This is a genomic window from Candidatus Saccharimonadales bacterium, assembly GCA_039928925.1.
In the GTDB taxonomy this organism is placed as follows: Bacteria; Patescibacteriota; Saccharimonadia; order Saccharimonadales; family Saccharimonadaceae; genus UBA6022.
Genome location: JBDSSF010000003.1, coordinates 171,132 through 190,246 on the forward strand (window position 1 = coordinate 171,132; position 19,115 = coordinate 190,246).

Below are 19,115 nucleotides of genomic sequence, written 5' to 3' on the forward strand. Positions count from 1 at the left end.
TACTTCTATTATACGCTATATTCGCCAGGGTTCATGTACCCATTATTAGCTACAGGCTCCCCTGAAACCGGGGCTTTATTTGGCTTAACTGAATCAACAGGATTTGTTGAAATAAGGCTTTGTTCAGTCTGTGAAGGAACAATCTGAATGTGAACATGGTTTTGTCCAGCGAAGAAGAGGCCCTGCCCGACCGGGAAGTTCGCGAGTCTTTTTCTTTCTTCCTCGGTTAGCTTAAACACGTCAGATAACACATCGACAGCACTTGACGATTGCTTTAAAAGAAGCTGCATAGAGGAGTTGGCGACGATTGCACGGCCCATCTTACTTCCCATAAAGTCTTCGACATCTTGTGTGATTGTCGTAAGGCCAAGGTAGTATTTACGTGCACGCTTTGCGAGACTAAACAGAAAGTTTGCAGAGTCGTCGTATTTCATTAATTGCCACGCCTCGTCGACAATAAGCATACGTTTTTTCTGAACACTACGCGTAATGTTCCAAATATGTGAGAGGACAATATACATCGCAACTGGTCTAAGCTCGTCTTCAAGATCACGGATATTAAAGACAACCATATTATTGTTGATATCGATATTGGATTGCTGAGAGAAGATTCCAGCAAATGTACCAGATGTATATTTACGAAGACGCTGCGCAAGTGCAGGTCCTGTTCCGCCCATGTGAAGGAGGGTGTCATATAGATCAGAAATAGTTGGCGGTAGTGAGTTATGTGTGAGTGGATCACTCGTGATTCCTGCACGTGCATATGTATCAATGAGTCCCTGATCTAGGTCAGCTTCTTCAGCTGGAGTTAATGCAGACATAGCTTGTCCTGCTGCTGTTGTTTGAGTTCCACCAAGCATGAGGCGGAGTAGTCCATGAAGTGTTACGAGGTTCGCTCGTAGTGCATCATCTGCTTCATCACTATCAATTACACGCGGCAAGTCAAATGGATTGATACGTGTATCTGCATTGAGGCTGAGGCGGATATAACTACCACCGACTGCATCACATAGTTTCTGATACTCATTTTCAGGATCGATAATAAGGATTTCTGACCCAACCATCATCGCTCGTAATGCTTCGAGCTTAATAGTAAAGGATTTACCAGCACCAGATTTCGCGAACACGACCATATTAGCGTTCTCAAGACTGAAACGATCAAAAATAACGAGTCCATTATTATGCATATTGATGCCGTAAAGAACACCTTTTTCCTGAGTAAGATCTGCGCTCGTGAATGGGAAGCTGGTACTGATTGCACCAGTGTTCATGTTACGACGAATTTGTAGCTGATCACTCATCTGCGGAACGGTACTATTAAGTCCCTGCTCCTGTTGGCTACTAGCAACCTTACTAAATATAAGTTGCTGACCAAATAACGTTTCGATTTTATGTTGCACGAAGCTGAGTTCATCTAAGCTGTCTGCATATAACGTTACATATAGTCCATAACGGAAGAATCGCTCAGAACCAACCTGAAGTTCATCACGAAGCTCTTCAGCGTCCTGTAATGCCGCTTCAAGGCCAGGGTCACGTGTCCTACCCTTTTCATTGTTGATCGACATTGTTGCTTCGAGTTGCGTCACTTTTTTACGAAGGTTTGACAGCACTACCTGGCTTTCGACAGGATAGATAAACATACTAATATCGAGTACCTCATCAATATTGATAAGTGAACTGAGCCATCCTGTATAGATTTGGCGAGGGTATCCATAGATATAGAGAGTTCGGCCGTACTTTGTTCCAAGGCGGAAATGACTTGAATGAATTTCCAGACTACTTGGCGCGATAAGATCACGAAGAGTCGTCATACCCTTCAAAAAAGCTGCTTCTATTTCTGCCTGTTCTCTTGCTCGCTGTTGAGCTGCAATATCGATTGGATCAAGTTGTTTTTTAGCCATTACATTGTCTCCTCGCCGGCTTGATTAATTCGAGGTGCTTGACCTTCTCCTTTACGAACATACGTACTCGTGACAGTTTCAAAGTCACCGAGGGGCTCACGTACTGCAGTGTCAGGGTTGTAAACATTATAGTAAAGCTCACCAAGCTCCTTAGTATTTAACTGTACACAGCGAACACCAATTTGGAATAACCCACTCATAACTGAGTCGGTACGGTTTTTGATCTCATCCTTAGCTTTATCGTAGGCAACCTTATCAATTTTTGTTGCACTTAGGGTTTGTTTTGCAAATACTTTTCCAAAAAAACCCTTTCCCTGTTCGACGATGTTACTAAGATCACCAGCTGGGAAAAATGGTATGACTACAAAAAAGCTTTTGTCCATAATATTCGCTTCTTGGGATAAGACGTCGATAAAGTTTATATAGTCATCCATGAGGACATTTAGAAGCATGTTATCTTGTGATTTACGAATTGCAGATAGACGGTCTATGTATGGGCCGATATCGACACGTTGCGACCTGATAAATATCTGAACTGGAAAATAGAGAGCATTGAGGAAGTTTTGGTAGCTGAACTCAACACCTTCGCGTTCACGGCTACTCATAAGATCAAAGTTAATTGATTTACATGCGATAACAGATCTGAAACTACCGTCATTCATAATAACCATACCATCACGGATTTCTGAGATAAGTAAACTAGTCTGGGTAGAATTCTGCCCAGTTTGCTTTTTGACAGCTACTTCAGGAGCTTTACCAGGTACTGGCTCTGCTACAGGTTGACTTCCGATGGCTCCAACTGGCACTTGGCCAGGGACGGGTTGATTATTTGGCGGCACGATCTCCCACTCTTCCTACTCTTATCTCTACTGTATCTATCGCAGTGAAATTAATACTTCTTCGTCAAGATGTTCTTGTTTTTGACGAATTCGATTAGCCTCATGAGCGATTGTCTCAATAGATAGATCAGAGTTACTTGCAAGGCTTATTATATCAGGAGATACACGATTCTCGCTAGTGTTTGTTTCAGTAGTCTCAGGCGCTTGAATAACAGGTTGAATTATAGGTTCTGGAGCTAATTGTTGTTGTGGTTGAGGGACAGGAACTGGTTCAACTGGAGCTTGTCGTGGTTGTGATTGAATAGGCTGGTTATCGCTAAGTGGTCGAATAACAGTTTGCTGCATTGAATTCGGATACGGATTAAAAGTAAGATGAGGATCTTGTATATTGGTGGGTGTCTGAGTCAGTGCTGCATACGGATCTGGAACGGCGATTTGAACCGGCGCTGGCTGTGCTATAGGCTGCTGGTGCATTTGATTTATCATATCCTGACGTCGCTTTACGTCTGCTTGGCCGATCATTGTGTCAAAGGATTGAGAAACTTTGGCATTATTATCAAGCACATCTTCTGCCTGTTGAGCTTCAAAAAACATGTCAGTTACCATTGAGTTATCTGGTTCTGTTGGCATCGGAACACCACGAACTGCCCAGCCTCCACTATCAACTACGCTTGCGAGGTAAGATAGACGCTTCTCAGCCTCATTTTGAGATATGTTTTTAGTTCGCTGTACCTCAATAACCTTCGGAGCAGTGATCTCAACAAGGGACTGAATACCATCAGGTTCCCATAGTCGACGACGAGGTTTTAAATAAAATGAGACTATTGCTGCGAGATAGATTTCCATTGGTTGATCTTTTCTGAGTGGAAGTGCAAGCGCGCCGAAGAACAGGATGATTGGGAGAGGAATAATGGCTAGCGGTATGAATAGCTGAGAAAGTCCCCACGCAAGTGCGATTGAAATAGCGACGATAATTAAGTATATAAATTGGCGGAAGCTAAACGGGCCGATGAGTTTGTCATCAGCTTCGACATCTTGAGGTACTTTATAGACCGCCATATTGCTTATAGTATATCATTTTGTAGTTAGTGTGGCTGCCACTGTTGCCATAGTTTTTTCAAACCCCATATCGGCAATATCAAAACAACGAATACCGTATAATTTACATTGTTTTTGGAGATATTTACCGTATGCTCTATTAAAATATGACCATGCCTGGACATAGTGAAAATCCTTATCGGGACTTTTTTGAGCACGCGCAACACGTTCAAACTGATCAGGGCTGCTATCTATAACGTATGTGATATGAGCAATATCAGTAACCGTTAACGCAAACCTTGGGAGGATGTGTGAACCTTCAAGTAAGAAGTCGCCCTTTGTATCATTAATTTCCTTTTTAATAAATGTTTGGAGCGCCGTTGCCTCATTTATGAATAGATTAACGAGTTCATCGGTATTTTCGCTATGCTTCTTCTCCCAGGCTGATCCTCTAAGGCTATCAATAGTGCTCCAAGCAAAAAGTGGATGACTACTATCTTTTTCTAGTTGAGACCGTATTTTTTTTCGTATTAAATCAGATGACAGTCGTGTTAAGTTAGTTTCGAGACAAATATTTTTCGCAAGCGTTGTTTTTCCGCAACGCATTGCTCCGCCAAGAATCTTATTCATAAGCAAGACACTACTAAGGCCTTGTTCTTACAGTAGCACCAGGCCAAATTGGAGTTGTTGTTGGTGCTGGAGCCGTAGCGACGGTTGGTGGTGCTGTAGGTACTGTATATGGATTTGAAGGTGTTGGTGCTGGCGTTGGTGCTGGACCAGTACGAACGGTAGGTGTATTTGATGGTGGAGGGTTTGTTCCTGGCACAGGACCTGGAGGAGTAGGGCTAGGTGTAGCACTATTAGCAATTGCTTGCAAAGCTTTCTTTCCGTCAGTGCCAATGGTTGAATTAAGTTTTTCGTTTGCAAGTACTGCTGTTGCAGTTTCGGCACTTATACCACCTGAATTTCCAGCTGCTGTGATCGCATCTGCTGTTTGACCAGCAATTTGTTCATGAGAGAGCCCACCCCAAGTACCTGCCTTGCCGCTAGTCTCATCGAGCTTTGTATTTTGTGTATCTCTGGACCACGCATCCATACCCGCGTCACGTCCTTTTAAGTTTGAATTTGAAATATCTCTCCGAATAGATTCTCCAACCGCTCCAGTAGGGTTTATTGCTGGAACAATAGCGCCAGTGGCAGGATCAATCGTGTCTGTAAACGTATTTCTTAACTTGCTAAGACCCTTTGCTCCAGTTTGATTTGCTAAAATACTTGTAGCTGCACGAGCTTTAGTTGACGCTTCTTCCCTGACAGACTCTGATTTTGTAGAGTCGTTTGCTATTGCAACAGAATCCCTAAGCGCTTTAACCGCACCATCAACAAGTTGATCAGGAGCGAGTCTTGCTTTAAGGAGGAATTCTTCATTTTCGATCTTTTCTTTGTCAATTTTATTTAATTGTGCTTGAGCTCTTGCTTGATATCCGGTAGCATTCTGCCCAGCCACACTTTTTGCAAAATCTCTATTTGTTACAGCTTCTTTAAGTATTTCTTCGTTTTGAAGGTGTTTGAATTGTTCATCGCGGCCGCTTCTTTGTGCGTTTATCTTATTGCGTCGCCTGATAGCTCCAGCACGTCCAATCATTGAAGGTCCACCGTTCATCGCACGAATACCTCGACTATTTTTTGAATCTGCTTTAAAGTTTGCAGCTCCCTTTTTCATGCGATCAAACGGACCTCTGTTTGGATTATTCACAAATGCACCAACTTTACCGAGTACTCCACCGGCAGCCTTCATAATAAGTGGAGTCAGAGCAAGAGGTATGATTGAAACGAGCGCACCCATAACTTGGATAGCAAGCTTTAATCCTTCTTTGGTACCGGCTGGCACGGTAGTCATGATGACAGTTGATGCGAGTGATGCCGCACCAAACACAAGACCTATAATTGGGTACATAAGTAACATCGTTTGAAGTAGGCTCCGCCACTTTTTAAACATAGATTCTGTGTTTGGTAGTAAAAACGCAACAAATGCAAGAGGAGAAATAACAATTAACAGGACTACTAACGCCTGACGAACGGTTAACACAATAAAAACAGTTACAATAGCAATCAAGGCTATTATAAGTGCCGGAAGAAGTGCAGATAGTCCCACGAAAAGCGCTCCAACTCCAACCGCAACTCCCGCAAGGACACCTCCCGCTATACCAGACCATCCTTTACCAGTTGCACCACTCGAGAACTGTGCGCTAACTGGTGCAATATTTGCATTTATGTTTTTAAAAACTCCATAGACAGATGTACCAACAATATTTGATACATCGACCGCAATTGAACATATCCAAAACGATATATTTACCAATATTGCTGCTGCGACTAACCTTGGAAGCATCTTTTTGATACCGTAGTTACTAACACCAAAACTAGTTATTTGTGAAAAAATAATGATCAAAAAGACTATAACAAATGCAACATTCGCAAAGTTACGCATGACACCCCAAGTGTCATAAATAGTGGTATTATCTCCTGTCCATAAAACTGGCTGAATAGTTAATAGTGCCGATACGACAGTGTATGCGGCATCTACAATTTTTGCCATGAAATCAACAACAGGACACAATATCCATCCAATACCATCTACAACACAGGATGTCGTGTCTTTTGCACCACCAGCGGCAGGTGCTACGATAGTACCGTCAGCTCCTCCCGCAGCTTTTTCTCGACCAAAGACACACGCGACATTTCCTGGACTCTGATCTGGATTTGAGGGATAGGTTTTATTACAAAAAGCAGCATCTGTTTTGTTTTTAAAACCCGCATCGCATGCTGCCAGGTCCGCTGGAACTCCTTTATACTGGTCTAGACAGCTTACAGGCTTGTGAGTAGCGAACCAAGTCACATATGCATCAATATTTTTATCAATAAGATTATCTTTTATAGAATTGGTTGCGTCTGACGGTTTATTACAATATGGATTGTAGCCTTGACCATCCTCTTGACCGAAGGTTGCCATCGAAGTGTCTGAAAGGTTAACATCAGGTTTAGTTTTATATAACCAAGCCTCTTTTACACCCAGATCATTAACAATAGTTACCGAAAGACCAGTAGATTTCTCATCCGTTGTAGCTTGTGAGAATGGCTTAACTCTATCAGCGCACCTTGCCTCAAATTGTTTTATACCTATATAGTATGAAAGATATCCTGGATCACCGTGGTTTCCTGCACCACCAAAGTACTTTATTTCAATAGCTTTCTTAACAGACGTTACCTTATCTGCAGTTTGATCGATCTTGAGATCACTTGTACTTGGCCCTGTGCATTCACTTTTATCAACTCTTGATACACCAGCACCCTTCATAATGTCACAGTAAGCCTCAAGCTTACCAGTGTAACCATAGAGCTGCACTGCCGAGCTTATAAAGCCCGCATCGTCACAATTCACAAGTCCTTCGCTTGAACCAATGTAGCCAATAGACACACCCGTCCCTGTATTGAACCATGATCCGCTCACGACGTCAGTTGTGCTTATAGGGCTTTTAGCAGACGCATTAGCAAAGCAAGCTGTCAGAGCTCTGTAATATAAAAAAGCTTTTGCTTGGTCGTCGATTGGAGCTGTGTCAGCAGGACTAGCTAAAGCTGGGTTTGCGATAGAAACAGTACTGATAATTGTAGATACAACCATTAGTAATGCCAATAATGAATACTTGATTTTTGTCTTCATGTTCATAAACCTTATGATTACATTTAACAACACCCGGGACTAAAATACCAGCCCTGTGTGGGGCTGGTAAATATGAGTTAAGATGTAAGTTTTACTGAACTTGAGTACCAAACAATGAGAGAATATATTCTTCCTCACCAGTCATAGGATTTTTGATGATGTAAGCTGTATATCTTCGCATCTCATGTCCACCAGCGTCTGGAATGATGTCGTTATAAACTTCATCACCGTGTCCTTGAGTACCATCTGCACCTTCTGTATATGTTATGGTAGGATCTTGCATTACAGTATCGACAGTAAAGGTGTGTTGAGTTTTAAAGTCAAAGGCATTATATTCAGCAAGTTTTTCTCCAAATAAAGTGTCAGCTGCACTGTCGAATGCGAGTCCAAGAATTACAGCACCTGCATCTTTATCTTTCGCACCTACAGAATATGCAGTTGCTTCTACTAGCGCCTGATGTAGAATTTTTGTCTGACCTTTACTGGTTGATGTAATATTTTCTGCATCAGTAATATCTGGTGCAAGGCGTGGGTATGCGCTTTTGGCGCTTTCAAGAGCTGGTCCTACATTATTTTCATATAAGTACGCAGCATATTCTAGGAAAGCGCTACCCTTATCTGCTTCGGTGCTGTTTTGAAATGTTGAGTATACTTCTTTTTGGAAAGTAAGCGCATCCATTTCGGCCCAGTTCTTTTCACTAAGTTTACTGAATGACTCTTGCTTATCAGCGGGAAGTTTATCCCAAAGCCCACCTTTTACGGGACCGGTTTCTGAGCCGTTTGGTTTAGTTGTTACTTCAGGACTACTAGGACTTATCGTGGTAGGTCCTTTGTCGCCGCTTACTACAGGCGCTACTTCACTCGCTGTAGTTGGAGTGATACTAATACTTGTTGTACCTTGATCGATAGTTGTTGGAATAACATTGCCCGGGTTAGCTGGTGAACTCGCAACAGGTTGAGTATTAGTTGGAGCAGCAGAGCTGCTAAACGCCTGTTTAGCGACGAAAGTGCCACCAACAAGAACTGCTAGGCCAGCACCAAGCGCACCAAGCTTTGCTTTTAATGAGAAGCCTTTTTTCTCCTGTTTGTTACGAAGTGCTTCAACTGCCTGACGAGCAGCGGCCTGCTCCTCAGGAGTTACGGGTGCGTAACCCTCACCAGGAGTACCTGGAATGTTGCCAGTTAGGTTATATTGACCCTCTGCTACATAAAGTGGAGTATTGTCATATTCGTTTGTAGGTTTTTCACCACCAATTAAATCACCAGCGTGAGGTGTTTTAATGTTTCGTGGATCTTCAGGGTTCATCATGACCATGGCTTATTTTTCCCTTGTGCGCTTACTTGGGCACGTAATAATGTGGTAATGCTTTTACTATACACTAAATTTTCATAAAAAGCAATAGTCTTAATGATATGTCAAGAATTGACATTGGTCGTGATGCTTCTTTTACTTGGCGTTCAAAAAAAACACGCATAACGTGTAGATAGTGTGGATGTGCCAACCAGATCATATCACCCACACCCGATCCACAGGACTGCTGCCCTGTGGATCGGGTGTTTCTTCAGGTGGCTGCCTTGACTGAAGCTTCCCAAGCTTCTACGAGTTCGGCAATTTCTGCCTCGTATTCGGCTCGATCCTTATCTGGCAACATCTTGGCGAGGTCTCGTGCAAGACCGATCGCGAGATGAGCGCCAGTTTTGCTTCCATCCTCATGGGGGACATAGGAGACTGCATCGATCTCTCCGCAGACGAGATTTCCGTCTGTCATGATCGAGATGCCAGAGTTACTGGCGAGAGCCCAGGAGATGAACGCCTTGCCCTTGATCGTGATGCGGCGGAAGTTCGGCAGTGAGTTGGGGTAGCTTTGAAGCTCGAGCTCCTCAGCTACTAGCGGACACATCTCGTTGATGAGAGGCACAAGGCCACTCGTCAAGGTGAGGTTCGGCTCGTCTGCCCTTGCCTTCAACTCCTCGGTACGTCTCCGGATGATCTCGTCCGGCGTTGAACCGGGCTTGGAGGGTGGTGGTACATGGAGTAGGGCGGCGGCAACGATTGCGATGACTACAACCACCAGGACGATGATGAGTATGAGGAACCCAGGATCCATAAGATTACCTTTCTAGGTATTGTTTCCGACATGCTGGTGCACGTTCGGCGTAAAGCAGTTGGCCATTGTTGATATGATCTGGTTGTGAATGTTCACATTGGCCAGAGTATACCTCATGGTTTGTGATAAATATATTTTAACATCTTTGAATATATTTATCAATAGTCATGCATCCAAATACGAGCAAATTATAGTGATTAGTAACGCAAATACTAGCATCGAATACATTATAAACAACACCACACACCTTTTTGCTGGGCGAACAGTAAGTTCATATACCTAGTGTTGAACGACTACAATCTAATTATGAAGGATCTTGGGTGCCGGAAGTGATACTTAATCTCTCGACAAGTGAGTGTCATATTTTTATAATTAAGCAATGTTAGCCAGTTAATACAGTGACTAAGGAGTTGCTCGGAACGTTTCGAGGACTTGACGAGCACTCGCACTTGATCCCTGGCTAAGTGTTGGATTTGCCAATATGCGATCAGCACTGTATTGAAGTTCTTTTCGATTGGCAGTAAACTTACTTAACTCGACAGGGTCGGTAATTTTGAGAGCCAGTTTGTCGTCGAATAGTTTCTTTATACCACCAGCATCCATTTTAGCAAGAACCTCGTCTTTAATCTTACCTTCAACAATATTGAAGATAGCAGCTTTGTCGAGATCAAACGTACCTTGCGAAACATCATTGATAGACTTTGATCCAAAGTAGACAGCTTTGCCTGCAAGATTATTTTGAGGTATTGCATCGGAAATGGAAGTACGATAGTCATATGTTTTACCAGTCCGTGCAACTCCATTTTCAACAACAGTCTTAGCTGATTCCTCGATGATTTTTTGTATGTCTCCAAAAGCACCTGTTCTAAGTTGCGTATCAATAGCCGCTTCACGTGTGAAGTTATCGTCACCTTTAAAGGTGTAACTTGTTCCGTCGTCGCGCGTGACACTGTAGTCATTACCGAGTGCTAATTCTTGGTAGCCACCAGATCCAGGGTTGAAATGCTTGAGGAGTTCATTCTTTTCGGCAATATTCGTACCATATTGCTTACGCTTCGTAGCAATTGCTGCTGCAAGTGAGGACTCTGCACCTCCTTCACCAGCAATACCTCCCGCCACGGTTCGCAAAGCATCGCTATGCATAAGCGCTTCAGCAAACTCGTCTTTTTGTATCTCCTGTGCTTCATGAAGTTGACGGGCGTGGATTTGAGTATCCTGCGTGAGTGCGCGAGCGCGCAGGGCATTTTGAGCTAAATAAGCTGGTGTCACATTTATTGGCGTGACTGCGGTACGCATATTTTCCCATTGTACTTCTGCTTTTGCTTTTGAAACATCTACGTCAAGCTTTGCAACACGTAGATTTGTTTCTGCGACTTGAACTTTGACATTTCCAACTCGCATATCATTGAATGCTTTTTCTGTAATTGCATCCGCTGCTTCTTTATTCATACTCGCGTATGAAAGTGCATGACTTGCGTTACGGTAGCCAGTATCACCCGCTACGTGAGCCTCAGCTGCGGTTTCGTGTGCTTTTTTCCATTGTTGTTCACGGCTGTGCTTCGTATGCTTTGCCTGAGCACCTCTACGAAGGAACTGGCGTCCATTTGCTGATGTGCCAAGAGCACGTGCTTTATGGAGATCTGAACGTTCTTTACCCCAGTTACGAGTACGATCAACGAAGCCTTTTTTAGGATTATTAACCATACCGGCGATACGACCGAGCAGTGAACCGCTTAATTTAATGAGGAGCGGTGTGATAACAACCGGTGCGATCTGTACGATCATACCTAGGATAACAACGAGAAGTGAGTCAGCGTTTTGAATAATTGCAGTTCCAGCAAGTTGTGCTCCGCCAAATACAATTGAGAACATCGGGAATAACACCAACATTGTAGTGAAGAGTTCTCGCCATTTATTAAACATTTTCTCGGTATTTGGTAATAGGAACGCGACAAATGCGAGTGGAGAAAGAACGATGAGAATAGTAATAATTGCTTGTCTTGCTGCAAGAATAAGAACAGCAACAACGATCGCGAGCACAACAAGCGCAAGCGCCGGAAGAAGAAGATAGATAGCGGATGCAAAACTACCACCAGTCGCAGCAAGTGCACCATGCCCAGCTATAACACCTGCGCCTAGAACGGTCGCACCGGAAAGAACAGCACCGGTAATGACCTGCCAGCTAGTGATATGCCAGCCGTTGCCACTTGGTCCAACCAGTTGATCACGAATCCCGAGGAACACATCTTGGATGGAGTATCCAAGAATGTTTGATACATCGACTGCAACAGCACAGATCCAATATGATATGTTGACCAAAATGGCTGCAACAATAAGTCGTGGAAGTAACTTTTTGATACCGTAGTTAGTCATGATTCCACCAGTGATCTGTGAGTAAATAAGTACGAGGAATGCAATGACAAAGGCCACGTTTGCAAAACTCTGCATGACCGTCCAGGCCTTATAAAGAGGAGTATCTTGACTTGATTCAATAGGACGCACGACGAGGAAACTGCTTAAAATGCCAAAAAGCCAGTCCATTCCCTTTGCGAGGAAATTTGTGACTGGACAGATGATATAGCCAATTCCATCAACTGCACAACTAGTTGTGTTATTACTAGCGGAAGTTTGAGGTGTTATATTAATTTTTGTTACGGACGATGGCTTACTGTACACATCCGGTGGAGTGAAATCGTAATTAACGTACGACGCAGACGATTCCTTACCTGGATCTAATCCAGGTGCAAAATAGATGAAGTACGCTTTACGCTGTACCTGAACAGTACCGACAGGTGCCGGATCTGTGTACACGTACAGCTTACTTTTAGGGGTAATTTTGTGACTATCGGTTGCAACCGAATCGATAGGACCAGAGTAAGTTTTACCATCGTAGTTGATTGACTGACCACTCCAGGTTGCATCTGCAGGTGCAGCATGCGCAGGTTGAGCTGTAAAAAGGATACCAGAAAGGATAGCCATGACAGCCGCCAAGACAAAAACAAACAATAATCGCATAGAGTTACCCCTATGCGAGATGTAATTCTTTACGTCCCACATATTTCCGATAATATCACTATATGTCATAAAAGTCAATACCACTAAAGGTTTTTCGCCACCTATAATGGTATCAAATAATTGCACGTTGTCTATACTGTTGCCAAGTATGCACTTTTGTCGTACATTATAGATAGTTATGAGCCTAAAACAAACAATAAGGACATTAGTATTTGGGACACTTACACTGGGGGCTATTAGTTTAGCTGCTGGAGCCTCGCCAGTTGCCGCACAGTCAACATGTGGACAAGCAAAGACAGCAATTATTAGTTGTGATCAAAAAGACAGCGGTGGTTACAAGCATAGTGGCGTTTGGGGTCTTCTTCTTACGGCTATTAACATCATGACTGCTGGTATTGGTATTCTTGCTGTCGGTGCTATTGCCTACGGCGCAGTACTCTATACAACTGCCGGTGGAAGCAGTGAACAGACTAAAAAAGCAATTACAATTATTACAAACACAGTCATAGGACTTGTTTGCTTCCTACTAATGTGGGCAATTCTTAATTATCTTGTTCCTGGAGGGATATTTTAGTGAAAACACCAATAAAAAATTTAATATTCGGGCTCCTATTCGTAGCTACCAGTGGTGGTGCCCTTCTTACCACTGCGTTTCCACAGCCGGTTGCCGCGGCCGCAAACGAATGTGACGGTAATTTTTTCGGTATTCCAGCTTGGTATAACGGCCTTGCTGCGAAAAAGGACAACAGATGCCAAGTAACTGCACCAGCGACTGGTCAGACCGGACTACCTAACTTTATTTGGCATATTGCACTTAATGTTGTTCAGATCATACTTACTGTTGCTGGATACCTTGCGGCCGTCTTTATTATTGTTGGTGGGTTTAAGTACATTACAAGTGCTGGGTCTGCGGATGCATCGGCAAAGGCAAGAAAAACGATTATGAATGCTGTAGTTGGACTTGTTATATCTATATTCTCCGTCGCTATTGTAAATGTCGTGACAGGTACTATCGCTGGTACTGTCGATCCTGCAACCGGCATTCCAAAGTCTACAGCGGATGCGGCAACACTTTCGGCTATTCTTAATACAGTTTATTTCTGGGCGGGTATTATCTCAGTAGTTATGATAATTATCGGTGGACTTCTCTACACGATATCTGGTGGCAACTCCAGTAATATTACGAAGGCAAAAGATACAATTATATATTCTGTCGTTGGTCTTGTTGTTGTTATAATGGCATTTGCACTTACGCAAGTAGTAATAGGAAGGTTTTAAAATATGAAACGAATCAAACAATATATTATGGCCATAGCATTTTTTGTCACGGTGGCTCTTGGTGCTGCTATGCCAGTCAGTGCAGTAAACGTATTTAATGGCTGTACGGCTGATCCAGGATCAACAGTTTGTTCGGCGGCGGGAACAGACAAAGCAGATAGTATGATAAAAATTGTAATCAACACTCTTATTTACGCTATTGGTATTGCATCTGTTATTATGATCATCATTGGAGGTCTCCGGTATACCCTTTCAGGGGGCGATAGTTCATCAACAAAAGGTGCAAAGGATACGATCCTTTATGCGGTGATAGGTCTAGTCATTTCTATTATGTCGTTTGCAATTGTAAACTTTGTTGTCGGTAGATTTTAAATAAAAGTTATGAAAAGGAGAATTATGAAACGTATACAAACAATCATTATCAGCCTGGTCGCTGTCGTCGGCATTGGTACAACAGGGATTGTACTATCACCACAAATGTCTTATGCAGCGCCTGGGGATATTGCACAAAAGCCAGCGGATGTGGCCGCAGACAAGGCAGCGGCAGCTGACTCGCCAACGGATCAAATTACAAAGGGGGTAACAAATGTTGGCCCATCAAACACCGGCACACTTGATGGTGGTATTAAAAATACAATTAATGTACTACTCTACATCATTGGTATTGCAGCGGTAATTATGATCGTGATCGGCGGACTACGCTATGTTCTATCTGGTGGTGACAGTTCGGCGACGAAAGGTGCTAAAGATACGATCCTATACGCAGTTGTGGGCCTCGTTATAGCTATTATTGCCTTTGCTATTGTGAACTTTGTAGTCACATCATTTAAGCCGTAATACTACTTACGTAGGTGTGAAGTAAAATTGCTATTAACAAATAGACGCCAATCTGGTATAAACTAAAGAGAGTAAATCCTAAGAAAGGAACTAAAATGAAAATTACATTTAAGAAATTAGCGCAGAGCCTTCTGCTGGTCCCAGTTATCGCCCTTGGTGTTAGCTTGGCACTTCCGGCATTTGCACCAACAACAGCAAACGCAGCATTCAATGGTGGTATCGAAAACGGCGCCAGCGAAGCAAAAGGAACAGGTCAGCAAAATAATCTTGATGGCACAGACGGTGTATTTAAAACAGTAACAAACGTAATGCTTTACATCATCGGTGCTGTATCAGTCATCATGTTGATTATCGGTGGCATCCGATACGTTGTATCTGGTGGTGAAAGTAGTGCTGTATCTGGTGCGAAGAATACAATTCTTTACGCTGTTATCGGTATTATCGTTGCGCTGATTGCATATGCTCTTGTTAACTTCGTTATCACAAGCTTCAAACAATAATAGAACTCAGTATAATTAACACTCAATAGCCCCCTCTTTACTATAGGGGGCTATTCTAGTATTAAAATCTACATATGTGCTTGCATATAAAATAGCCTGCAATTGATGCAGGCTATTTTATATGAGCTAGATGATTACTGAATTGTAATCTTTTTAGCTTGTTCTTGTTTTACTTTACTAAAGCTAATGGTGAGGACGCCGTCTTTAAGGACTGCTTCAACTTCATCTTCTTTAACGGCAACAGGAAGTGCTAGTGTACGGCTAAACTCGCCCCAATAACATTCTTGGATGTGCCAATTAGTTGCATCAGTGTCATCACCACTACTAAGAGTACCGCTAATTGTCAAAATACCATCGCTGATACTAACATCAAGTTCCTCTTTATTCACACCTGCGGTGCGGGCTTTAACGACTAATCGTTCATCTGTTTCATATACATCAACTGCGAGTTGACCTGGGAAATCATCTTCTGATTCTTCCCATGTGTTGTTATCAGCTACGGGTGCGGCTGACGGGCTATTCTGTTGTACTGTTAGATCATCATCGGATAAAAACGCGGCTGCGAGTTCATCTTCGATCAAGAGATCATCATTTTGTTTCCGGGCCATGATATCCTCCACTTTCTCTAGGCACTATTGACAAGTAGTCTCTTACAGTATAACGGAGCTATGCAGTATAATCAATGAAACAGGGTGCTTAAACGTAAAAAACACAATGGTAGAGTGGCTATTGTTGATTACTGCCTTACACTACTGTTGTTTAGACCATAAAAATGGTCCTGAAGATATGATAATTGTAAACATAACATCATTTGGAAGTTTTTTGCTTATGTATTTTCTAAATATAATCCACAGATCAGAAAAGTGTTTGATATAGATTTATAAATCATTATTACTGAACATATACTCCTTACTGCAAATGTAGAAGAAAAATAGATTATCCATAGCTTATGAATAAGTAGTGGTTTTATTGATCTACGCACACCGTCAATATAGGCGGTACTATATACCGTTACAATTGTGGTACAATTTATGTTGTACCTTCTTTGGAGAGGTGACCGAGCGGTTTAAGGTACTTGTCTTGAAAACAAGCGTGGGGCAACTCACCGCGAGTTCGAATCTCGCCCTCTCCGCCAGAATTAGTATACGACCATCAAATGGTCGTATACTAATACGTTGATATTATTTATTTCTCAAGAAGAACATAGCCATTTGCATCGCTGACAACTTTCCACCCAGATTTCTTCAGCTGGTAAGGCACGCCAATTATCCTGTCATCGTGCGCGACAAGTGCACAGGTTATATTATAAGTTCGAAACTGTTCATTACGAAATACTGAGTCGTTGAGTATTTTTAAGTAGTCAGTCATATATTTATGCCCGTTACCTTCCCAGCTTGGCATACGGCCATCAATGTATACTTTTTGTGTTGGTAGTTTCCAGATGAAATATCCACCAGACTCGTATGTGTTAAAAAGATTACCTGAGCAAGGGTGCGCGGTCAAATATGCAACCGCACTACGCGGGTATGCCTCTTCTCTATCGAGAGGACCATTATATATGTCATAAAGACTCCAGGCTGATATAAGAGAAATGATACCAATGATAAGCCAAATAACCTTACGCTTAGGAAGATCAAGTTGCCTTGGGATTTTTGTCAGAAAGTGTTTGATATATTTTGCTGTGAATGGCAGTGATAAAACGATAAATAATGGGTAGTGACGGATGCTCGACATGGCTGCTAAAAATAATAGAAAGTCTACTTGAAGGTATGATCGCCACTTTTTACCTAAAAGAAGGAGGAAACCTGCGGCCCAGATCGCAACGTAGCATAAGGTCTGCCAGACACTTCCTATAGGCACCCATTCGGAAATTACCCATCGAAGAGACCCGTCAAATGTTGTTCTAAATATCTCAACATAGAGATCAATACCATATGGATTAATAAAAGTCACTGCGAAAGATAGAATGAGTAAAACAAGAAGCCTCTTTGAACGTTCGGAAATAGTCCAATATGCAATCAGTGCAAGACCAATAGCAAAACCTCCATGTATATTTGCCCATAGGAGAAAGAGTAACGGGAGTAAGAACCTCCACTGCTTGTTACTGGTCTTCACGATAATATATACGAGCACTACTCCAAGGACCGTCCAGGTGACTGCACGCACTCCAGCGAATGGTAAGACTGCTATAGTACCAAGAAGTACAAGCGGCCCGTACACGCGTCTTCCTATGATGAAGAATGAAAGTGTCCAGAGTGCGGCGTATACAGCCGCTAGGAGTGTATACCCCCCAATTGAGTGCAATAGGAAAAGTAAACAGTCACTGAGCCATTCATGGTCGACCCATGGAAAATCTGCAGCTGTGTAGGTAAAAATATCTGTTTTAGGTATGCCGTGATGGAGGAAGTAGTCACCTGCTGCGAGATGCCAGCCAAAGTCAGGATCAAGTCTCAGATAAGATAAAACAAAAATAAGAATGAAAACAATACTAAAAGTGAGCATCGGTGACCAGTTTAGCCACCAAAATTGCCTCTTTTCCTTTGATTTTGTCCCTACCATTGGGACCACTATAGCATAACTATAAGACTAGACGTTTGTGCCGCCAGCCACATTACCCGGAGTAAAGCTACCGATGACGAAGTTGATCATTGCATAAGCAAATAGCGCTACGAGGATACCAATTACGGCGTATAGGATTGTGTTTTTAGCAGCCGTAATGGCTGTTGAATTTCCTCCAGAGACTACGTAGCGTAGACCACCAACGATAATCATAATAACTGACACAGCACCAATAATGTACAACATAACATTACTGATTGTCGTAAACACGCCGGCTGCACCAAATAGGTCAGTAACTTGATCGGTGCCCTTTGCAGCGTCTGCACCATCAGAAATACTACCACCTAGAGCCTGGCTAGTTGGAACAACAATAACACTCACAGCAAGTGAGGCTATGATAGAAATACTGGCGATTATATTTTTTAGTGATTTCATACATTGCTCCTTTCACAATTTACACCATATATATTCTATTATAGCAATAATACTCAAAAAGTCTACCCCCCGCCTCTGTAGTGTGCTACAATAATTCGAGCACGGGAGAGTATTTAGTAGTAATATTAATCATCGAACGTGAGCATATCATACGGAGGGGTACCCAAGTGGCTTAAGGGGATGGTTTGCTAAATCATTAGTCTGGGGAGACCTGGAGCGGGAGTTCGAATCTCCCCTCCTCCGCCAAGCATAAGCACTCTGCACTCGCAGGGTGTTTTTGTTTGTATTTTTTTGAGAACTATTGACAAATTATAAATAATTATGTATAATATACATCGATGTCTATTTGAGACACCGAGCTTTCTCCACTCGACAAAGGAGACTAGGAGTTAACAACATGAACGCTGTGATGGAGAAGGTCACGTTCAATGAGACGCTGTCCCAGTCCTACCTGCCGCACCGTGTGGTGAAGCAGGCCGTACTGGTTCCCGTTCCCGAGGGCGTGGAGGCCATCATCAATGCCGAGTGGGGCTCACCCCAGTCGTTCGTCGGCCCGTGGTACGCCATCTACACCGACGGCAACGTCATCTACGGGTCGGGCAAGCAGGAGTTCGAGGAGACCCACGGAACCACCGACGAGGTGGAGAACGGGTACTTCAAGAACACGCCCATCGAGGGCTACTGCTACGAAGGCCACACTGCTCGCGTCGTCACCGTCCTGTCCAGCGGCACTGTCGAGACCGAGAACTCGGTCAACAACGGTGACTGGCTCGTGCGGTGGCCTCACGGTGAGGTCGGCGTCATGACGGACGAGAAGTTCCGCAAGCTGTACCAGGTCGGCTGAGTCTCGTGAAGCGTATGCTCAGGAGGCTCAAGCACGAGATTTT

Annotated in this window: 17 protein-coding genes and 2 tRNA genes; 8 read left to right on the plus strand and 11 right to left on the minus strand. The window is 43.1% G+C overall.

What is annotated here, in order from left to right:
* Positions 1–8: 8 nt before the first annotated feature.
* The 8 genes from ABIS22_03210 to ABIS22_03245 form a co-directional block, all read right to left on the minus strand.
* The gene (locus ABIS22_03210; protein ID MEO7740900.1) at positions 9–1,901 is read right to left on the minus strand and encodes a DUF87 domain-containing protein; all 1,893 of its coding nucleotides are present in this window, start codon (positions 1,899–1,901) and stop codon (positions 9–11) included.
* On the minus strand, positions 1,901–2,740 hold the full coding sequence (locus tag ABIS22_03215; GenBank protein MEO7740901.1) for a hypothetical protein: 840 nt from the start codon (positions 2,738–2,740) through the stop codon (positions 1,901–1,903). Before ABIS22_03215 ends, ABIS22_03210 begins: the two co-directional genes overlap by 1 nt.
* Positions 2,741–2,776: 36 nt before the next feature.
* Positions 2,777–3,799 (minus strand): PrgI family protein, encoded by a 1,023-nt coding sequence (locus ABIS22_03220; protein ID MEO7740902.1) that lies wholly within the window; start codon positions 3,797–3,799, stop codon positions 2,777–2,779.
* Positions 3,800–3,814: 15 nt separating this feature from the next.
* Positions 3,815–4,408, minus strand: coding sequence for a hypothetical protein (locus ABIS22_03225; GenBank protein MEO7740903.1), 594 nt, complete (start codon positions 4,406–4,408; stop codon positions 3,815–3,817).
* A 13-nt stretch (positions 4,409–4,421) separates the two neighbouring features.
* Positions 4,422–7,496, minus strand: a complete 3,075-nt coding sequence (locus ABIS22_03230; GenBank protein ID MEO7740904.1) for a hypothetical protein — start codon at positions 7,494–7,496, stop codon at positions 4,422–4,424.
* Positions 7,497–7,587: 91 nt separating this feature from the next.
* A complete protein-coding gene (locus ABIS22_03235) occupies positions 7,588–8,811 on the minus strand; it encodes a hypothetical protein (protein MEO7740905.1) in 1,224 nt (407 codons plus the stop codon).
* A 247-nt stretch (positions 8,812–9,058) separates the two neighbouring features.
* Positions 9,059–9,604 carry a hypothetical protein gene (locus ABIS22_03240; protein ID MEO7740906.1) on the minus strand — a complete coding sequence of 182 codons (546 nt, stop codon included), beginning with the start codon at positions 9,602–9,604 and terminating at the stop codon, positions 9,059–9,061.
* 402 nt (positions 9,605–10,006) lie between these two features.
* A complete protein-coding gene (locus tag ABIS22_03245) occupies positions 10,007–12,619 on the minus strand; it encodes a hypothetical protein (protein MEO7740907.1) in 2,613 nt (870 codons plus the stop codon).
* A gap of 178 nt (positions 12,620–12,797) precedes the next feature.
* Between ABIS22_03245 and ABIS22_03250 the strand changes: the two genes are divergently transcribed.
* From ABIS22_03250 to ABIS22_03270, 5 genes are all read left to right on the plus strand, one after another.
* Positions 12,798–13,193, plus strand: a complete 396-nt coding sequence (locus ABIS22_03250; GenBank protein MEO7740908.1) for a hypothetical protein — start codon at positions 12,798–12,800, stop codon at positions 13,191–13,193.
* Complete coding sequence (locus ABIS22_03255) at positions 13,193–13,897, plus strand: hypothetical protein (protein MEO7740909.1); 705 nt, start codon at positions 13,193–13,195, stop codon at positions 13,895–13,897. Before ABIS22_03250 ends, ABIS22_03255 begins: the two co-directional genes overlap by 1 nt.
* A 3-nt stretch (positions 13,898–13,900) precedes the next feature.
* Entirely contained in the window at positions 13,901–14,269 is a 369-nt protein-coding gene (locus tag ABIS22_03260) for a hypothetical protein (GenBank protein MEO7740910.1), read from the plus strand.
* A 24-nt stretch (positions 14,270–14,293) separates the two neighbouring features.
* Positions 14,294–14,734, plus strand: a complete 441-nt coding sequence (locus ABIS22_03265) for a hypothetical protein (protein MEO7740911.1) — start codon at positions 14,294–14,296, stop codon at positions 14,732–14,734.
* Positions 14,735–14,829: 95 nt separating this feature from the next.
* Complete coding sequence (locus ABIS22_03270) at positions 14,830–15,234, plus strand: hypothetical protein (protein MEO7740912.1); 405 nt, start codon at positions 14,830–14,832, stop codon at positions 15,232–15,234.
* A 134-nt stretch (positions 15,235–15,368) separates the two neighbouring features.
* Here the strand turns inward: ABIS22_03270 and ABIS22_03275 are convergent, their stop codons facing one another.
* Positions 15,369–15,842, minus strand: a complete 474-nt coding sequence (locus tag ABIS22_03275; protein ID MEO7740913.1) for an Hsp20/alpha crystallin family protein — start codon at positions 15,840–15,842, stop codon at positions 15,369–15,371.
* 439 nt (positions 15,843–16,281) lie between these two features.
* On the opposite strand from ABIS22_03275, the gene ABIS22_03280 reads away from it, so the two are divergent.
* Positions 16,282–16,369 (plus strand) — tRNA-Ser (locus tag ABIS22_03280).
* Positions 16,370–16,419: 50 nt separating this feature from the next.
* On the opposite strand, the gene ABIS22_03285 is transcribed toward ABIS22_03280, so the two are convergent.
* A complete protein-coding gene (locus tag ABIS22_03285) occupies positions 16,420–17,793 on the minus strand; it encodes a hypothetical protein (GenBank protein MEO7740914.1) in 1,374 nt (457 codons plus the stop codon).
* A 27-nt stretch (positions 17,794–17,820) separates the two neighbouring features.
* On the minus strand, positions 17,821–18,228 hold the full coding sequence (locus ABIS22_03290; GenBank protein ID MEO7740915.1) for a hypothetical protein: 408 nt from the start codon (positions 18,226–18,228) through the stop codon (positions 17,821–17,823).
* Between the two features lie 153 nt (positions 18,229–18,381).
* Between ABIS22_03290 and ABIS22_03295 the strand changes: the two genes are divergently transcribed.
* Together ABIS22_03295 and ABIS22_03300 are read left to right on the plus strand one after the other, a co-directional pair.
* Positions 18,382–18,474, plus strand: a tRNA-Ser gene (locus ABIS22_03295).
* Positions 18,475–18,625: 151 nt separating this feature from the next.
* A complete protein-coding gene (locus tag ABIS22_03300; protein ID MEO7740916.1) occupies positions 18,626–19,072 on the plus strand; it encodes a hypothetical protein in 447 nt (148 codons plus the stop codon).
* Positions 19,073–19,115 lie beyond the last annotated feature (43 nt).

Excerpts from the sequence above, each read along its gene's own strand:
- ABIS22_03210 (MEO7740900.1), bottom strand. The coding sequence starts at position 1,901 with ATGGCTAAAAAACAACTTGATCCAATCGATATTGCAGCTCAACAGCGA.
- ABIS22_03220 (MEO7740902.1), bottom strand. The coding sequence starts at position 3,799 with ATGGCGGTCTATAAAGTACCTCAAGATGTCGAAGCTGATGACAAACTC.
- ABIS22_03225 (MEO7740903.1), bottom strand. The coding sequence starts at position 4,408 with ATGAATAAGATTCTTGGCGGAGCAATGCGTTGCGGAAAAACAACGCTT.
- ABIS22_03230 (MEO7740904.1), bottom strand. The coding sequence starts at position 7,496 with ATGAAGACAAAAATCAAGTATTCATTATTGGCATTACTAATGGTTGTA.
- ABIS22_03235 (MEO7740905.1), bottom strand. The coding sequence starts at position 8,811 with ATGGTCATGATGAACCCTGAAGATCCACGAAACATTAAAACACCTCAC.
- ABIS22_03240 (MEO7740906.1), bottom strand. The coding sequence starts at position 9,604 with ATGGATCCTGGGTTCCTCATACTCATCATCGTCCTGGTGGTTGTAGTC.
- ABIS22_03245 (MEO7740907.1), bottom strand. The coding sequence starts at position 12,619 with ATGCGATTATTGTTTGTTTTTGTCTTGGCGGCTGTCATGGCTATCCTT.
- ABIS22_03250 (MEO7740908.1), top strand. The coding sequence starts at position 12,798 with ATGAGCCTAAAACAAACAATAAGGACATTAGTATTTGGGACACTTACA.
- ABIS22_03260 (MEO7740910.1), top strand. The coding sequence starts at position 13,901 with ATGAAACGAATCAAACAATATATTATGGCCATAGCATTTTTTGTCACG.
- ABIS22_03265 (MEO7740911.1), top strand. The coding sequence starts at position 14,294 with ATGAAACGTATACAAACAATCATTATCAGCCTGGTCGCTGTCGTCGGC.
- ABIS22_03270 (MEO7740912.1), top strand. The coding sequence starts at position 14,830 with ATGAAAATTACATTTAAGAAATTAGCGCAGAGCCTTCTGCTGGTCCCA.
- ABIS22_03275 (MEO7740913.1), bottom strand. The coding sequence starts at position 15,842 with ATGGCCCGGAAACAAAATGATGATCTCTTGATCGAAGATGAACTCGCA.
- ABIS22_03285 (MEO7740914.1), bottom strand. The coding sequence starts at position 17,793 with ATGGTAGGGACAAAATCAAAGGAAAAGAGGCAATTTTGGTGGCTAAAC.
- ABIS22_03290 (MEO7740915.1), bottom strand. The coding sequence starts at position 18,228 with ATGAAATCACTAAAAAATATAATCGCCAGTATTTCTATCATAGCCTCA.
- ABIS22_03300 (MEO7740916.1), top strand. The coding sequence starts at position 18,626 with ATGAACGCTGTGATGGAGAAGGTCACGTTCAATGAGACGCTGTCCCAG.